Origin of the sequence: Streptomyces sp. KR80 (assembly GCF_052245555.1) — a bacterium.
In the GTDB taxonomy this organism is placed as follows: Bacteria; Actinomycetota; Actinomycetes; order Streptomycetales; family Streptomycetaceae; genus Streptomyces.
Window position 1 is genome coordinate 107,953 of record NZ_JBQQCD010000010.1, and the last position, 14,984, is coordinate 122,936.

At 72.0% G+C, this 14,984-nt stretch carries 14 protein-coding genes and 1 pseudogene; 9 read left to right on the plus strand and 6 right to left on the minus strand.

What is annotated here, in order from left to right; genetic code table 11:
• The first annotated feature begins 257 nt into the window (after positions 1-257).
• Positions 258-1,196, plus strand: coding sequence for a DMT family transporter (locus ACTWQI_RS16645; protein ID WP_443271177.1), 939 nt, complete (start codon positions 258-260; stop codon positions 1,194-1,196).
• Here ACTWQI_RS16645 and ACTWQI_RS16650 read toward each other — a convergent pair.
• Positions 1,193-2,302 carry a magnesium and cobalt transport protein CorA gene (locus ACTWQI_RS16650; RefSeq protein ID WP_443271178.1) on the minus strand — a complete coding sequence of 370 codons (1,110 nt, stop codon included), beginning with the start codon at positions 2,300-2,302 and terminating at the stop codon, positions 1,193-1,195. The two genes, ACTWQI_RS16645 and ACTWQI_RS16650, sit on opposite strands and share 4 nt — an antisense overlap.
• Before the next feature lie 452 nt (positions 2,303-2,754).
• Between ACTWQI_RS16650 and ACTWQI_RS16655 the strand changes: the two genes are divergently transcribed.
• The 5 genes from ACTWQI_RS16655 to ACTWQI_RS16675 all read left to right on the plus strand — a co-directional run bounded on the left by ACTWQI_RS16655 (position 2,755) and on the right by ACTWQI_RS16675 (position 6,945).
• Positions 2,755-3,393 (plus strand): suppressor of fused domain protein, encoded by a 639-nt coding sequence (locus tag ACTWQI_RS16655; protein ID WP_443271179.1) that lies wholly within the window; start codon positions 2,755-2,757, stop codon positions 3,391-3,393.
• An 82-nt stretch (positions 3,394-3,475) separates the two neighbouring features.
• Positions 3,476-4,114 carry a DUF6758 family protein gene (locus ACTWQI_RS16660; RefSeq protein WP_443271181.1) on the plus strand — a complete coding sequence of 213 codons (639 nt, stop codon included), beginning with the start codon at positions 3,476-3,478 and terminating at the stop codon, positions 4,112-4,114.
• Positions 4,115-4,203: 89 nt separating this feature from the next.
• Entirely contained in the window at positions 4,204-5,121 is a 918-nt protein-coding gene (locus ACTWQI_RS16665) for a PHP domain-containing protein (RefSeq protein ID WP_443271182.1), read from the plus strand.
• A gap of 84 nt (positions 5,122-5,205) precedes the next feature.
• Complete coding sequence (locus ACTWQI_RS16670; RefSeq protein WP_443271183.1) at positions 5,206-5,811, plus strand: MarC family protein; 606 nt, start codon at positions 5,206-5,208, stop codon at positions 5,809-5,811.
• Between the two features lie 264 nt (positions 5,812-6,075).
• Positions 6,076-6,945: an alpha/beta fold hydrolase gene (locus tag ACTWQI_RS16675; protein WP_443271185.1), complete on the plus strand. Its 870-nt coding sequence runs from the start codon at positions 6,076-6,078 to the stop codon at positions 6,943-6,945.
• A gap of 348 nt (positions 6,946-7,293) precedes the next feature.
• Here the strand turns inward: ACTWQI_RS16675 and ACTWQI_RS16680 are convergent.
• Positions 7,294-9,075 (minus strand): annotated as a pseudogene (locus tag ACTWQI_RS16680) (DEAD/DEAH box helicase); the annotation flags it as partial.
• Positions 9,076-9,336: 261 nt separating this feature from the next.
• Here ACTWQI_RS16680 and ACTWQI_RS16685 point away from each other — a divergent pair.
• Positions 9,337-10,083, plus strand: a complete 747-nt coding sequence (locus tag ACTWQI_RS16685; RefSeq protein ID WP_443271187.1) for a ferritin-like fold-containing protein — start codon at positions 9,337-9,339, stop codon at positions 10,081-10,083.
• A gap of 71 nt (positions 10,084-10,154) precedes the next feature.
• Here the strand turns inward: ACTWQI_RS16685 and ACTWQI_RS16690 are convergent, their stop codons facing one another.
• The 4 genes from ACTWQI_RS16690 to ACTWQI_RS16705 form a co-directional block, all read right to left on the minus strand.
• The gene (locus ACTWQI_RS16690) at positions 10,155-10,424 is read right to left on the minus strand and encodes a hypothetical protein (protein ID WP_443271189.1); all 270 of its coding nucleotides are present in this window, start codon (positions 10,422-10,424) and stop codon (positions 10,155-10,157) included.
• A 361-nt stretch (positions 10,425-10,785) separates the two neighbouring features.
• Positions 10,786-11,013: a DUF3107 domain-containing protein gene (locus ACTWQI_RS16695; RefSeq protein ID WP_443271190.1), complete on the minus strand. Its 228-nt coding sequence runs from the start codon at positions 11,011-11,013 to the stop codon at positions 10,786-10,788.
• Between the two features lie 172 nt (positions 11,014-11,185).
• The gene (locus ACTWQI_RS16700) at positions 11,186-11,839 is read right to left on the minus strand and encodes a TetR/AcrR family transcriptional regulator (RefSeq protein WP_443271192.1); all 654 of its coding nucleotides are present in this window, start codon (positions 11,837-11,839) and stop codon (positions 11,186-11,188) included.
• A 154-nt stretch (positions 11,840-11,993) separates the two neighbouring features.
• Positions 11,994-12,206, minus strand: a complete 213-nt coding sequence (locus ACTWQI_RS16705; protein ID WP_443271194.1) for a hypothetical protein — start codon at positions 12,204-12,206, stop codon at positions 11,994-11,996.
• 125 nt (positions 12,207-12,331) lie between these two features.
• Here ACTWQI_RS16705 and ACTWQI_RS16710 point away from each other — a divergent pair, with 125 nt between their 5' ends.
• Together ACTWQI_RS16710 and ACTWQI_RS16715 are read left to right on the plus strand one after the other, a co-directional pair.
• A complete protein-coding gene (locus tag ACTWQI_RS16710) occupies positions 12,332-13,339 on the plus strand; it encodes an alpha/beta fold hydrolase (protein ID WP_443271196.1) in 1,008 nt (335 codons plus the stop codon).
• Positions 13,340-13,566: 227 nt separating this feature from the next.
• Positions 13,567-14,841, plus strand: coding sequence for a DUF3152 domain-containing protein (locus ACTWQI_RS16715; RefSeq protein WP_443271198.1), 1,275 nt, complete (start codon positions 13,567-13,569; stop codon positions 14,839-14,841).
• The last annotated feature ends 143 nt before the right edge of the window (positions 14,842-14,984 follow it).

The following is a 14,984-nucleotide window of genomic DNA, read 5'->3' on the forward strand; positions in this document are numbered from 1 at the left end:
CGCCTCGCCGGCGAGGCCGCTCCGCGCCGCGGTGCCCCGGCCTCCGGCCGGGGTGTGGTCTCTCCCACCCGCCCACCCGTTGCTGTCCGTACTCGCGGCGTTTGTGCGGTCGGGTGCACGTTGCGATGGGGGGTGTTGGGTGGCTTCGCAGCGCCCCTGGCCGCTTTCGCGGGCCTCAGGAAGGCGATGCGCGGGCGTGCATCCGTGCGCCCCGGGGCGGCCCGCTCGCCGCGGCGAGCGGGCCGTACGCTGTGCGGGTGCCCGCAGCCTCAGCACGTACCGCGAAGCGCGTCCGCCCCGCGCCTGGGGTCACGGCCGCCGCCCGGTTCGATTTCCTTCTGCTCGCGGTGGCGGTCTCCGGCATCTCCCTGTCCGCGCCGCTCGTCGCGGCCACCGCGGCGCCCGCGTTCGCCGTCGCGTTCTGGCGCAATGCGATGGCGGTCGGCGCGCTGACCCCCCTCGCACTGCTCCGCCACCGCGCGGAGCTGCTGGGGATGGACCGCAGGGCCCTGGGGCTCTCGGCTGCCGCGGGGCTCGTCCTCGCGCTGCACTTCGCGCTCTGGCTGCCGAGTCTGCACATGACGTCGGTCGCGTCCTCCACGGCCCTCGTCACCACCACGCCCATCTGGACCACCCTCCTGCTGCGGCTGCGCGGTCACCGGCCGCCGGCCCTGGTCTGGGTGGGTACCGCGGTCGCGTTCCTCGGCGTGGTGCTGCTCACCGGTGTCGACCTGTCGCTGTCGCCCCGCGCGCTCGCGGGCGACGCGCTCGCGCTGGCGGGCGGCATGGCGGCAGCGGGGTACGTGCTGATCGGGGCCGAGGTCCGGCGGCAGGTGAGCACCACCGCGTACACGTACGTCTGTTACGCCACGACGGCCGTGCTGCTCCTCCTCACCTGCCTGGTCTCGGGGTCCGCCGTTTCCGGGTACAGCGGCGACACCTGGCTGAAGCTGGCGCTGCTGACCGTCGCCGCGCAGCTGCTCGGGCACTCCCTCATCAACCGCGTCGTACACAGCCTCGGTCCGTCGGTCACCTCGACCGCGATCCTGCTGGAGACCCCGAGTGCCGCCCTGATCGCGGCCCTCTGGCTCGGCCAGACCCCGCCGTCCGCCGCGTATCCGGCGCTCGCCGTGATCCTCACCGGCCTCGCCCTGGTGATCAGGGGAGACCGGCGAAGCGGACCCGTCGAGGCCTAGAGCCACCCGTTGCGCTTGAAGCCCCGGTGGATGGAGAAGCAGATGGCCACGATGACCGTCATCACCAGCGGGTAGCCGTACTTCCACTCGAGCTCGGGCATGTACCGGAAATTCATGCCGTAGACCCCGCAGATCATGGTCGGTACGGCGATAATGGCCGCCCAGGCCGTGATCTTGCGCATGTCCTCGTTCTGGGCCACCGTCGCCTGCGCGAGGTTCGCCTGGAGGATGGAGTTGAGCAGCTCGTCGAAGGACACCACCTGCTCGTTCACCCGCGCCAAGTGGTCGGCGACATCCCGGAAGTACTTCTGGATGTCGGGGTCGACCAGCCGCATCGGCCGCTCGCTGAGCAGCTGCATCGGCCGCAGCAGCGGCGAGACGGCCCGCTTGAACTCCAGGACCTCCCGCTTGAGCTGGTAGATGCGGCCCGCGTCGCCGCCCCGCGAGCTGCCGCCTCCGGGCTCCGAGCTGAAGACGTCGATCTCCACCTCGTCGATGTCGTCCTGGACCGCGTCCGCCACCGCGATGTATCCGTCGACGACCTGGTCGGCGATGGCGTGCAGCACCGCCGACGGGCCCTTGGTGAGGAGCTCCGGCTCGTCCTCCAGCCGGTGCCGCAGTGCGCGGAGCGAGCCCTGGCCGCCGTGCCGGACGGTGATGACGAAGTCCTGGCCGGTGAAGCACATCACCTCGCCGGTCTCGACGACCTCGCTGGTGGCGGTGAGCTCGGCGTGCTCGACGTAGTGGATGGTCTTGAAGACCGTGAAGAGCGTGTCGTCGTAGCGCTCGAGCTTGGGCCGCTGGTGCGCGTGGACCGCGTCCTCGACCGCGAGCGGGTGGAGGCCGAACTCTTGGGCGATACCGGCGAATTCCTGCTCCGTCGGCTCGTGCAGCCCGATCCAGGCGAAGCCGCCCTCGGAGCGCACGCGCCGCATGGCCTCGGTCGGGGTCAAGTGGTCGCGGACCCGGCTCCCGTTCCGGTACACCGCGCAGTCCACCACGGAGCTGGGCGCGCCGGACCGGTCGGCGGCGCGCGGGTCGTAGCCGGTGGTCCCGCGCCGCAGGGCGGGGCGTACGGCGGCGCGCAGTTCACGGATCATCGACAAGGCAGGCTCCTTCACGGGCCGGCCGTCGGCGGCGGTTCCCGGCACTGCCCGGCAATGCGGACGTGTCCTCGGCACGTCGGCAAAGCGGGTGGTACCGCTGCGCCACGGTGACGGCATTCGCTCACAACACGGTCGAGTGGAACGAGTTCGCTCTTCCGAAAGAGCCCTGAGCCTCGAGGGTTTCGCCGCCTGGCTACGGGGTACGGAGGCCGTCAGATCATGATGAACGGGCGGCGTGCGGAAGAGCTGTTGGTACTGCACGGTCGACTCGGATCCATCGCAGCCCCACCTCCTCCAGTCGGCCCCCGTGGGGGAACATCTCATCGCGGCACGCGCCGCAGCCGGGGCTGACGATGCGCTGCGCGCTGCCCCGACCGGCCGCCAAGACTATCAGCCGACCGGCGTGTCAAGCCGCCCCCGTGGTTCCTGCATACGCGTTCTATGCTCACGGCATGTCAGACGTTCATGAGCTGGTCGAGGCCCGGTTGCGTACGGCACTGGGCGAGCCGGTCGCCCGCGCCGCGGTGACCTTCCTGGGCGCCGACCGCATCGAGGTCCTCCGCTTCCTCGACGGCGACATCGTGCGCTACGCCACGCTCGGGATGTCCGCACATCCGATGACCGACCAGGCCGGCTCCTCGTCCGACCACCGCCCCCCGACGAGCCCCATGGCGGCGCCCCCATCGGTCGTCTTCGCCGACCCGGTGCGCGGCCCGCGCGCCGAGCTGCTGCTCTCCCTGCGGGCCGGGCGGGCCGATACCGACAAGGTGCTCCGGCCGCTCGCCGTCCTCGCCGCGTCGCCTCAGGTGGAAGGGGTCGTGGTGGCGCCCGGCGCATCGCTGGACACCGGCGAGCCGCTGTGGCCCGGCGCCCCCTTCCAGTCGGTGCTCGTGGCCGAATCCGGGGGTCTGGTCGAGGACCTGGAGCTGGACCCGCCGATGGATCCGGTCCGCTTCCTCCCGCTGCTGCCGATGACCCCGAACGAGGCCGCCTGGAAGCGCGTGCACGGCGCGGGCGCACTGGAGAAGCGGTGGCTGACCCACGGTACGGATCTGCGTGATCCGCTCCGGGCGTCCGTACCGCTGCACTGATTCCGAGCCGATTCGCAGTTGTCCCGTCCGGACGGGTGATCGTCCTTGACGCGGCGACGGCCCTGGAGGACCGTGGGGGCCTATGAGGGGCGAACCCAGTTGCCCGAAGTGCGGTGGCCGGGTGCGGGCGCCCGGCCTCTTCGCCGACTCCTGGCAGTGCGGTGTGCACGGCACCGTGCACCCCCTGCAGCCGGTCATCCCGCCGAGTGTCGAAGCGCTCGGCGTCGTTGTGAACCGCGCCAAGGTGCCGGTCTGGATGCCCTGGCCGCTGCCTCTCGGCTGGTTGTTCACGGGCGTCGCGTGCGCGGGGGATGACCGCAGCGGCGGCCGCGCGACCGCCGTCGCCTGCTCGGGGCCGGGCCCGCTGGGAGGCATGGGCGAGATGGTGCTCGTCGCCGAGGAGCTGGGCGTCGGACTCGGCGCGCGCTACGCCGGGATCCCTGGGCCCGATCCTGGCCCGCAGATGGACGTGGACGGGCCGCCGCAGGTGAAGGTGCTCGCGGCCGGCCGCCCCACTCCGCTGTGGCACGTCGGCGGCGTCCCCGAGGATCGGGCGGTCTTCGCGGGCGAGGCGCGCGGCCTCTGGCTGTGGGCGGTCGTCTGGCCGGAGCAGACCGGGCTCATGATGTACGACGAGCTGGTGCTCACGGATCTGCGGGACGCGGGAGCCGAGGTGGAGTTGGTGCCCTGCGGGGCGCTCTCCCCGCGCATCCTGTCCTGATCCCCGCTGCCTGCGGGGTGGAAGACCGCGGTGGCCCGGTTATCCTGAAGCGTCCCTACGTTCGAACGATCGCAGCCTGGAGCCGTGCCGTGCGCATCGATCTGCACACCCACTCCACGGCTTCGGACGGCACGGACACCCCCGCGGCACTGGTCCGGCACGCGCGGGCCGCCGGGCTCGATGTCGTCGCGCTCACCGACCACGACACGGTGGGCGGACACGCGGAGGCCGTCGCGGCGCTGCCCGAAGGGCTCACCCTCGTCACGGGAGCCGAGCTGTCCTGCCGGCTCGACGGCGTGGGCGTGCACATGCTGGCGTACCTCTTCGACCCCGACGAGCCGGAGCTGGAACGCGAACGCGAGCTGGTACGGGACGACCGGGTGCCCCGCGCGCAGGGCATGGTCGCCAGGTTGCGCGACTTGGGCGTGCCGATCACCTGGGAGCAGGTGGCGCGGATCGCCGGTGTCCCCGTCGACGCGGGTGGTGCTCCTGCGTCGCCGAGCGGACTGCTGACCAGGAAGGTCCCGGGGGTGGCGGTCGGCCGGCCGCATGTGGCCACGGCACTCGTCGAGCTGGGGGTCGTCGACAGCGTCTCGGACGCCTTCACACCGGAGTGGATCGGCAACGGCGGCCGCGCTTACGTCGAGAAGCACGAGCTCGACCCGTTCGACGCCATCCGGCTGGTCAAGGGGGCGGGCGGAGTCACCGTCTTCGCCCATCCCATGGCTGCCAGGCGAGGGGAGTGCGTTCCGGAGAGCGCCATCGCCGAGCTGGCCGCCGCCGGGCTCGACGGCGTCGAGGTCGACCACATGGACCACGACCCGGCCACGCGCGCGAGGCTGCGCGGCCTTGCCGCGGACCTCGGTCTGCTGACCACCGGCGCCAGCGACTACCACGGCGGCCGCAAGGCCTGCCGCCTCGGCGAGTACACGACCGACCCCGAGATCTACGGCGAGATCGTGCGCCGTGCCACCGGCGCGTTCCCCGTGCCCGGCACGGGCGGCTGAGGCCGCAGCGACTCCCTCTTCGGGACCGCCGCCTCGGCGCCCCCCGACCGTCCCGCCCGTTCCCTCTCCCGCAAGGGCACCACCGTGTTCGACTTCGCCGTCTTCGGGTCCCTGTTCCTCACTCTGTTCGTGATCATGGATCCGCCGGGCATCACACCGATCTTCCTCGCCCTGACCTCGGGACGCCCCGCCAAGATCCAGCGCAAGATGGCCTGGCAGGCGGCGGCCGTCGCCTTCGGGGTCATCACCGTCTTCGGCATCTGCGGCCAGCAGATCCTCGACTACCTGCATGTCTCGGTGCCGGCTCTGATGATCGCGGGCGGGCTGCTGCTCCTGCTCATCGCGCTGGACCTGCTGACCGGCAAGACGGAGGAGCCGACGCAGAGCAAGGAGGTCAACGCGGCCCTGGTGCCCCTCGGTATGCCGCTGCTCGCCGGTCCTGGCGCGATCGTCTCGGTGATTCTCGCGGTGCAGCACGCGGACGGTCTCGGCGGTCAGGTGTCCGTCTGGTCGGCCATCCTCGCGATGCATGCCGTGCTCTGGCTCACCATGCGCTACTCGTTGCTGATCATCCGCGTGATCAAGGACGGCGGAGTGGTGCTGGTGACCCGGCTGGCCGGAATGATGCTCTCGGCCCTCGCCGTGCAGCAGATCATCAATGGCGTTACGCAAGTGATCCAGGGCGCCTGAACGGCCGGGGGTAGCGGGACGCGACTCCGGCCGGGCGAAGGGGGGCTACGCGGCCCACGATCCGGCCGGCGGCGAGGGCGCTGCCGAGCCCCGGGCGGTGACGCCGGGGCGTACCGCCCGCCACGTCCGGCAACCGCAGGTAGGTCGGCTGTCGTGGCCTCACAGCACATCCGGCACACAGAGCACGGGAGTTACTCCCACCCGTCAGAACAAGGGCGTGCACGTGACGCCGAGCCGTCACGTCGGGCGGTTAGCCTCATGCTCATGAGCAGGCCGCCCTTTCTCGCGCTCCCTCCCTGCGCCCGCGCCCACCGGCTCCGCACCGCGCGGGGTGACTTCGCCGTGCACGAGGCCGTGCCGCCCTCAGGCGTGGAGCGGCGCGGCAGTGCGCTGTTCGTGCCCGGGTTCACCGGCAGCAAGGAGGACTTCATCGCGCTGCTGGAGCCCCTCGCGCGGCGCGGTTTCCGCGTGGTGGCGGTCGACGGGCGCGGGCAGCACGAGTCGGACGGGCCGCGCGAGGAGAGCGCGTACGCGCAGGAGGAGCTGGCCCAGGACGTGCTGGCTCAGGCCGCCGCGCTGGAGGACGGGGACATCCATCTGCTCGGTCACTCGCTCGGCGGGCTGATCAGCCGCGCCGCTGTGCTGAAGGACGCCTCCCCCTTCAGGTCCTTCACCATCATGAGCTCCGGTCCTGCCGCCATCGCCGAGCCCCAGCAAGCCCGTACGAAGCTGCTGATCGACGCGTTGTCCGTGATGGACATGGAGGCGGTCTGGCGCGCGATGCGCGATCTGGATCCGCCGGAGGCGGCGGAGGAGACGACACCGGCGCCAGTGGCTGCGTTCCTGCACCGCCGTTGGCTCAACACGGTCCCCGAGCAGTTGATCGCCACCGGCCGGCAGCTGCTCGACGAGCCGGACAGGGTGGCGACGCTGGCGGAGGTCCCGCTGCCGAAGCACGTACTGTCCGGCACGGTCGACTACGCCTGGCCGGTGCCCCTCATGGACGCCATGGCCCAGCGGCTGACGGCGCACCGCTCGGTGATCGACGGCGCCGAGCATTCGCCGGGCGCGGAGCGGCCCGAGCCGACCGCCCTGGCTCTCGCCGCATTCTGGGAGCAGACGGCCGCCGGCTGACCCGTCACCTCCCTGGCAGACGAAGGTGAGCGCGCCTGGACCGTCCGGCGATCACCGTGGCCCAGGACCTCGCCAACGGGAGACCGAATCCACTGCCCCGTTCCGCGACAGGGAGGGCGAGCCCATGGGACTCCTAAGCGGGGCCGTTGCCGGCGTGATCATCGTGAGGTGATCGACGCGATGGGCCGGTGGCGGTTGTCGGTCCAGTCCGGCGCGGTGGTCTCGGCGCGCGTCTTTCACCTTATGCGCGGGAGGTGGCGCAGGGCCGCGGGCCTCACGGACGCGACGGCCGACCCGCTGGGGGTCGGCCGTGCTCGTACCGCAGGGTGCGGACAGTCAGTTCTCCGGTGCGGCCTCGGACTGCGCCGCCGCGGAGCGGGTACGGCGGCGACGGCGGGGCCGCTGGGCCTCGCCCTCGGACGCCTCGGACTGCTGCGGCGCAGCCGAGTCCGCCTGCTGTGCCGCCTGCTGTGCCGCCGGCTTCGCCGCACGCGTCCGGCGACGGCGCCGCGGTTGCTTCGCCTCGGCACCCGTCTCCGTAGCACCCTCCGCCGTGTCGGCGGCCTGCTTCGCCTGCTCCGCGGGCTGGGCGGCGTCCGTGGCGTCCAGGGCCGCGCCGCCGCGGGTACGGCGGCGGGCCCGCGGAGTCCGCTTCGGCTGCTCCTCACGGACCGCGGCGGTACGGCCGCCCCGGCGCCCCCGGCCGCCCGTCTCGCCGAGGTCCTCGATCTCCTCGGCGGCCAGTCCGGCCCGGGTCCGCTCGGTGCGCGGCAGTATGCCGGTGATGCCCTCCGGGATGCCCAGCAGCTCGTAGAGGTGCTCTGAGGTGGAGTACGTCTCCTCCGGCTCGTCGAACGACAGGTCCAGCGCCTTGTTGATCAGCTTCCAGCGCGGGATGTCGTCCCAGTCGACGAGCGTGACGGCGATACCCGACTTGCCCGCGCGGCCGGTGCGGCCGATGCGGTGCAGATAGGTCTTCTCGTCCTCAGGGGACTGGTAGTTGATGACGTGCGTCACGCCGTCGACGTCGATACCGCGCGCCGCGACGTCCGTGCACACCAGCACGTCCACCTTGCCGTTGCGGAAGGCGCGCAGCGCCTGCTCGCGCGCCCCTTGGCCGAGGTCGCCGTGCACCGCGCCCGATGCGAAGCCGCGCCGCGCGAGCTGCTCCGCGATGTCGGCCGCGGTCCGCTTCGTACGGCAGAAGATCATCGCGAGGCCCCGGCCGTCGGCCTGGAGGATCCGGGAGACCAGCTCCGGCTTGTCGAGCGAGTGCGCGCGGAAGACGTGCTGGGTGGTGTTGGCGACGGTCTGGCCCTCGTCGTCCGGGGCGGTGGCCCGGATGTGCGTGGGCTGCGACATGTAGCGCCGCGCGAGCGAGATGACCTGGCCGGGCATCGTCGCCGAGAAGAGCATCGTCTGGCGCCTGGCCGGAAGCAGCTGGATGATCTTCTCGACGTCGGGCAGGAAGCCCAGGTCGAGCATCTCGTCGGCCTCGTCGAGGACGAGGACCTTGACGGCGGAAAGCCGCAGCTTCTTCTGCCCGGCCAGGTCCAGCAGCCGCCCGGGGGTGCCGACGACCACGTCGACGCCCTTCTTCAGGGCCTCGACCTGCGGCTCGTAGGCCCGGCCGCCGTAGATCGACAGCACCCGGACGTTACGGACCTTGCCGGCCGTCAGCAGGTCATTGGTGACCTGGGTGCACAGTTCGCGGGTGGGGACGACCACGAGCGCCTGCGGGGAGTCGCTCAGCTGCTCGGGCTGGGCCCGGCCCGCCTCGACGTCCGCGGGGACAGTGACGCGCTCCAGCAGCGGAAGGCCGAAACCGAGCGTCTTGCCGGTTCCGGTCTTGGCCTGGCCGATGACGTCGCTGCCGGAGAGGGCAACGGGGAGCGTCATCTCCTGGATGGGAAAGGGGGTGGTGATGCCGACGGCCTCGAGGGCCTCGGCGGTTTCGGGAAGGATCCCGAGTTCTCGGAACGTAGTCAGGGTTTCGCCTCTTCTGTGAGCGCGGCGGGCGGGGCGGGAGGGGTCGTAACCGCGCCGGGATTCGATCGGCCGTGGGTGGCCGTAATGGCGCAGGACCACTGGCTCTCGCGTGAGCACGCGCGCCGCGAGCGGGCCCCTCATGCAGCGGCGCGTACATCTCCGTACGCGCCACGGGAGGGCTGTCGGTCGGAGCCGATCGGGCCACCGACCGGGCATCCGCTGCGGGGTCCGGGGAGTATCCCCGGAAAACGCAGTATGCGTTCACCCGCCCATACTCGGCGGGTGCATTACCACCATACCCTGGATTCGCGCATCTGTGTTGGACCATTCGTGTCGTCCGGTGCGTCGCGCTTGTCTGACCAGGGACTTCCCTACGGCTCGGAGCGGGCTATTGTGCGCTCCATGGAGACGCCTGACGAGACCACGGCCCCTGCCGACAACGCCGAGAAGCTCACCGGGATCGCCGCCCTGGACTGGGCCGGGGCATCCGCCGACCCGCAGTACCGGGCCGCCGTAGTGGATCTGCTCGGCGCGCTCGCCTACGGCGAGCTGGCGGCCTTCGAGCGGCTCGCCGAGGACGCCAAGCTGGCGCCGACGCTGGATGACAAGGCGGAGCTGGCGAAGATGGCCTCGGCCGAGTTCCATCACTTCGAGCAGCTGCGGGACCGGCTCGCGGCCATCGACGAGTCGCCGACCGAGGCCATGGCGCCGTTCGCGGCCGCGCTGGACGAGTTCCACCGTCAGACCGCCCCGTCCGACTGGCTCGAAGGACTGGTCAAGGCGTACGTCGGCGACTCGATTGCGAGCGACTTCTACCGGGAGGTCGCCGTTCGTCTGGACTCCGACACCCGGGGGCTGGTGCTGCGGGTGCTCGACGACACCGGTCACGCCTCCTTCGCCGTGGAGAAGGTACGGGCGGCCATCGAAGCCGAGCCGCGCGTCGGCGGACGGCTGGCCCTGTGGGCACGACGGCTGATGGGAGAGGCCCTCAGCCAGGCCCAGCGGGTCGTCGCGGACCGGGACGCGCTCTCCACCATGCTCGTCGGCGGAGTCGCGGCCGGCTTCGACCTCGCGGAGGTCGGCAAGATGTTCTCGCGGATCACCGAGGCGCACACCAAGCGCATGGCGGCGCTCGGCCTCGCGGCCTGAGTCGGGCGCCGCATCGGCGCCCTACGAGATGAGTCCGGCCCGACGGCCCGCTGCCGGTGTGGCGCGGTCCGTCAGGCCGCGGCTGATCGGCGGACCCGCCGCCCCGAGGGCCGGATCAGCAGGGAGAGCAGGGCCACGCCGACCACCAGGGCCCCGAGCAGCGTCGCGAGCGGATGGCCGTCGCCCATCACCGTGTACGTGAGCAGCCCGCCGAACAGCGCGGCGAGCGCGCCGGTCACCAGCACCAGCGGGCGTGCCGGGAGCCGCTCGGGCAGCCAGCGGGTCCCCGCGTAGGCGACCGCGAGGCCGATGAGTGCCGAGCCGAGCGATTCCCAGAGCATGTGTTGTCCCTCCCGTACAGCCGGGGCACCCCCGCCGGAGGCGGGAGGACCGTCAGGCAGGTGCGAACCGGGTCCCTGTCATGGTCGCTCGCCTGCGGGCGCGCAGTTGATGTCCCCCTGCCCGGTGCCTCGCTCCCTCCGACTCGGCCCGTTCGGCAGGGGTGCCCGCCCTGTGGCTCGCTTCCGTGGGCGGTCGTACCCCTGGTCTCCGGAATGTAATCCTCCGGAACCCCCGGGATGGGACAGATGTACGGCGGCCCGGCGGTCGAGTGACCGCCGGGCCGCCGGATAGCTGTCCGCCTCGTGGCCCTTCTCCGGTGGCCGTCCGCGGGCCACGGCCGCCACCTCGGCCGCTGGAGCACTACATCGCGCCGAAGCCGACCTTGCGGGCGGTCGGCTCGCCGATCTCCACATAGGCCAGTCGGTCGGCCGGAACCAGGACCTTACGGCCGTGGTCGTCCACGAGAGTCAGCAGCTGTGCCTTGCCGACGAGCGCGTCGGCCACCGCGCGCTCCACCTCCTCGGCGGTCTGCCCGCTCTCCAAGGTGATCTCGCGGGGCGCATGCTGCACGCCGATCTTGACCTCCACGGCTTCGTCCCTCCGACGGTTGGGGATTCCCCCTGGGCCCGGCCCAGGATGCGCGGTCCACCGCGCGGTACGCAGCAAGATTAGCCCGGCACGGGGATCTCCAAGCCGCCATCCGTGCAGCCGGGAGCGAACATGGCGAACGAGGGGCCGCGACCCGGCTCTGCGCCCCGGGTCAGCGCTGCGGCCCCTGCGGCCCGCTCGCCCCGTGCATCGGGAACCCGCGGATACCGCGCCAGGACAGCGACGAGACCAGCTTCGCCGCAGCATCACGTGGGAGCTGCTGGCCGGACCCCAGCCAGTAGCGCGCCGTGATCTGGGCCATGCCGCACATGCCGACCGCGAGCAGCATGGACTCGTCGGGGGGCAGGTCGGTGTCCTCCGAGATGACCTTGCTGACGGCCTTGGCGCAGTCCAGGGCCACCTTGTCGACCCGCTCGCGGACCGCGGGCTCGTTGGTGAGGTCGGATTCGAAGACGAGACGGAACGCTCCGCCCTCGTCCCCGACGTAGGCGAAGTACGCGTCCATCGTGGCCGCGACCCGCTGCTTGTTGTCCGTCGTGGACCCGATCGCCGAGCGCACCGCCTCCACCAGCGCCTCGCAGTGCTGGTCGAGGAGTGCCAGATACAGGTCGAGCTTGCCGGGGAAGTGCTGGTAGAGCACCGGCTTGCTCACTCCGGCCCGATCCGCGATGTCGTCCATCGCCGCGGAGTGGTAGCCCTGCGCGACGAAGACCTCCTGGGCAGCGCCCAGCAGCTGATTGCGGCGGGCTCGGCGCGGCAGGCGCGTGCCCCGCGGGCGCGCCTCGGTCTGCTCAATGGCTGTCACGCCGCCTCCCATGAATCGTTCAGTGCGCGGCGACGCCGTGTGCACCGCGCCCGCCATCGTACTTTTGAGTAACCCGGGTGTGCGCGGTGCGGACCGAGAAATTCATGGACCGAACACTGTGCGGGGTCGACAGCGGGCCGACAAAAGGGGCAGGTCACCGATAGTCGTCCTCATCGGACTCGACGACGCGGGCCTGTTCCGCGGCATCCGCGGGATTGGCCTCCACGTCGGACGGGGGCGGCGCCTCCCGGTGCTCCTCCATCTCGAAGCGCTGCTCGGCGGCGTCGGCCTCGGGGGCTTCGAGGTCGACGTGGACCGGGTCGAGCTCGGTCTCGAAGGTGTCGGGGTCGGATGGGTCGACAGACATCGTGGCTCCCCTTTCCAGGGCGAGCGCCCTCTACACGAGCGTAGAAGGGCCCGTGAATGGACGCTACGCATTCGTGTGACAGCGAACACACGATCCGCAGCGTGATCGTCTCGTAACATTGCCGCATGTCTTCGACCGACCTGCCGGGTACCCGGGCCTCCCACGCCGTAACCGAGGCGCGTGATGTGCGGGTTGGCGCGGGGGAGGAGGTCCGGTCGGTCGCACTGCCCGGACTGAACCTGACGGTGCGTTCCCGGCCCCCGGCCCGGCAGGGGCTGCCGCACGCGCTCTACGTCCACGGGCTTGGCGGATCGTCGCTGAACTGGTCCGCGCTGATGGCGGAGCTCGACGACCGGGTGGACGGCGAGGCCGTCGATCTGCCCGGCTTCGGCCGCTCGGCTCCGCCGGACGACGGCGACTACTCCATCTCGGGGCATGCGCGGGCGGTCATCCGCTATCTCGACGCCGCCCGGCGCGGTCCGGTCCATCTTTTCGGCAACTCGCTGGGCGGGGCGGTCGTGACCAGGGTCGCCGCCCTCCGTCCCGACTTGGTCCGCACGCTGACCCTGGTGTCGCCCGCGCTGCCCGAACTGTGCCCGCCGCTCAGCGCGCTGCCGACCGCGTTGCTTGCGCTGCCCGGCGGGACGGCGCTCTTCGCGCGTTTGACCAGAGGCTGGACCGCGGAACGGCGGATCCGCGAGGTGCTGGCCCTCTGCTACGGCGACCCGGCGCGGGTCGACCCGGAGGGCTTCTCGGCGGCCGTCAAGGAGTACGAGCGGCGGCTCGGACTGCCGTACTTCTGGGACGTGATGGCGCGTACCACCCGCGGTGTCGTTGACGCGTACACGCTGGGGGGCCAGCATTCGCTGTGGCGGCTGGCAGAGCGGGTGCTCGCTCCGACGCTGCTCGTGTACGGGGGCCGGGACAAGCTCGTCTCGTTCCGGATGGCGCATCGGGCGGCGGTGGCCTTCCGCGACTCGCGGCTGCTGACGCTCCCGGACGCCGGGCACGTCGCCATGATGGAGTACCCGGAGGCGGTGGCGCGGGCTGTCCGCGAGCTGCTGGACGACAACACCGCCGAGAGGGCGGGCGAGGACACAGGCCAGGGAACCGCCGATGCGGGCAGGAGCTGAGTCGACGCGTGGGACGTCATAAGCGTCGCGGCCAGAGCGATGAGGCCGCCACAGAGATAGTCGCCGGAGCGGACGACGATCCCCCCGGCGGAGGCCCTGCGGCCGTGCCGCCCGCGGGGCGCCGCCCGGGGCCCGGTGAGCGGTCCTGGCCTCCAGCAGGTGGCACTCCACCCCTGGGCCACGGCAGGGGGAGCCCCGCTGCGACGCCGCCGAACGGGGTGCCGCGGGTGCAGCCGCCCGTCCGCGGCGGCCATCCCGAACACCGTGAGCGGGGCGGCGCCTGGGGTCGTGTGCCGCCTCCCGCGCAGCCGGCCCCCCCGCGCGGGACGCCGGCGTACGGGGCGCGCCCTCGCGCGGCGGGGCAGCCGGGCGGGCGAGGTCCGGGTCCGAACACGTCGCCCCGGGGGGCGACGGCCGGGGCCTTCGGCCGCGCGGGCGGGCAGGGGACGCCACCGCGGGGCTTCCCCGCGCACGGCGCGGAGGGGACCGGCACCGGGCCGGTCACCGCGGCAGGCGCCTTCATACCGAGGCCGCGGCAGGAGTTCATCGACGCCTTCGACGACGAGGTCTATGGGTCCAACCCGCCCGGCAGGCGCGGTGAGCGGACGACGGACGCCGATTCTCCCGGCGAGGGGTACGAGACCGGCTGGGACGAAGGCGACGAGACCACCGACTCCGAGGACGAGGCCGGGCGCGCGGGCGGCAAGGGCCGCACGTTCACCGGCGTCGCGGCCGCCGCCGTCACCACCGTTCTCGCCGTCGTCGTGGCCGGGCAGGTCACGGGCGTCGGGACGGACCGCTGGGCGTTGCCGTCCACGAGCGAGGTTCCGCGCGAGGTCCCCGACGACACCTCCCGGTCCGACCGCAGGCCGGCGCCCAGCAAGCCTCCGGCCGAACCCGCCACGTACGCACAGAAGATGGCGGCCGTCTTCCCGCTGGACCCCCGTCTCGCCGGATCCGGTGACTTCAAGACCATCGGCGGGCGCGACAAGGCGCCGGGCGAGGGCCAGGTCGTGAGCTACCGCGTCGACATGGAGAAGGGCCTTAGGCTCGACGGCGAGCTGTTCGCCGAGGCCGTGCACAAGACCCTCAATGACGCGCGCAGTTGGGGCCACGGCGGGATTCGTACCTTCGAGCGGGTCTCCAAGGGGGACGCGGACTGGGTGATCACGCTCGCCAGTCCGGGCACCACTGCCGACTGGTGTGCCAAGTCCGGCCTCGACACGACCGTCGACAACGTCTCCTGCGACTCGGCCTCCACCGAGCGCGTCATGATCAACGCATATCGCTGGGCGCAGGGAGCGGAGACCTTCGGGGACGACAAGATGTACTCCTATCGCGAGATGCTGATCAACCACGAGGTGGGCCACCGGCTCGGGCGGAATCACGTGGGATGCTCCGAGCAGGGCGCTCTCGCCCCGGTCATGATGCAGCAGACGAAGTACCTCGCGACCGACGGCGTCATCTGCAAGCCGAACCCCTGGCCGTTCCCGAAGGGCTGACGGCCGCGCGAGGCCACATCGCGGTGCGGAGCGCCCGGCCGCGGGATCGCGCCCGGCGCTGCCCGGGCGCTGGCCGATAGCGGCTCGCAACGCCCTTCTGCTGGGAAAGTCACGACCGTTCACCCCTTCCGGTGGCGCGATGG

What these genes read in the sequence shown, in the direction of transcription:
- ACTWQI_RS16675 (WP_443271185.1), top strand. Translation starts at nt 6,076, where the DNA reads ATGAGCAGGCCGCCCTTTCTCGCGCTCCCTCCCTGCGCCCGCGCCCAC.
- ACTWQI_RS16655 (WP_443271179.1), top strand. Translation starts at nt 2,755, where the DNA reads ATGTCAGACGTTCATGAGCTGGTCGAGGCCCGGTTGCGTACGGCACTG.
- ACTWQI_RS16705 (WP_443271194.1), bottom strand. Translation starts at nt 12,206, where the DNA reads ATGTCTGTCGACCCATCCGACCCCGACACCTTCGAGACCGAGCTCGAC.
- ACTWQI_RS16710 (WP_443271196.1), top strand. Translation starts at nt 12,332, where the DNA reads ATGTCTTCGACCGACCTGCCGGGTACCCGGGCCTCCCACGCCGTAACC.
- ACTWQI_RS16685 (WP_443271187.1), top strand. Translation starts at nt 9,337, where the DNA reads ATGGAGACGCCTGACGAGACCACGGCCCCTGCCGACAACGCCGAGAAG.
- ACTWQI_RS16690 (WP_443271189.1), bottom strand. Translation starts at nt 10,424, where the DNA reads ATGCTCTGGGAATCGCTCGGCTCGGCACTCATCGGCCTCGCGGTCGCC.
- ACTWQI_RS16660 (WP_443271181.1), top strand. Translation starts at nt 3,476, where the DNA reads ATGAGGGGCGAACCCAGTTGCCCGAAGTGCGGTGGCCGGGTGCGGGCG.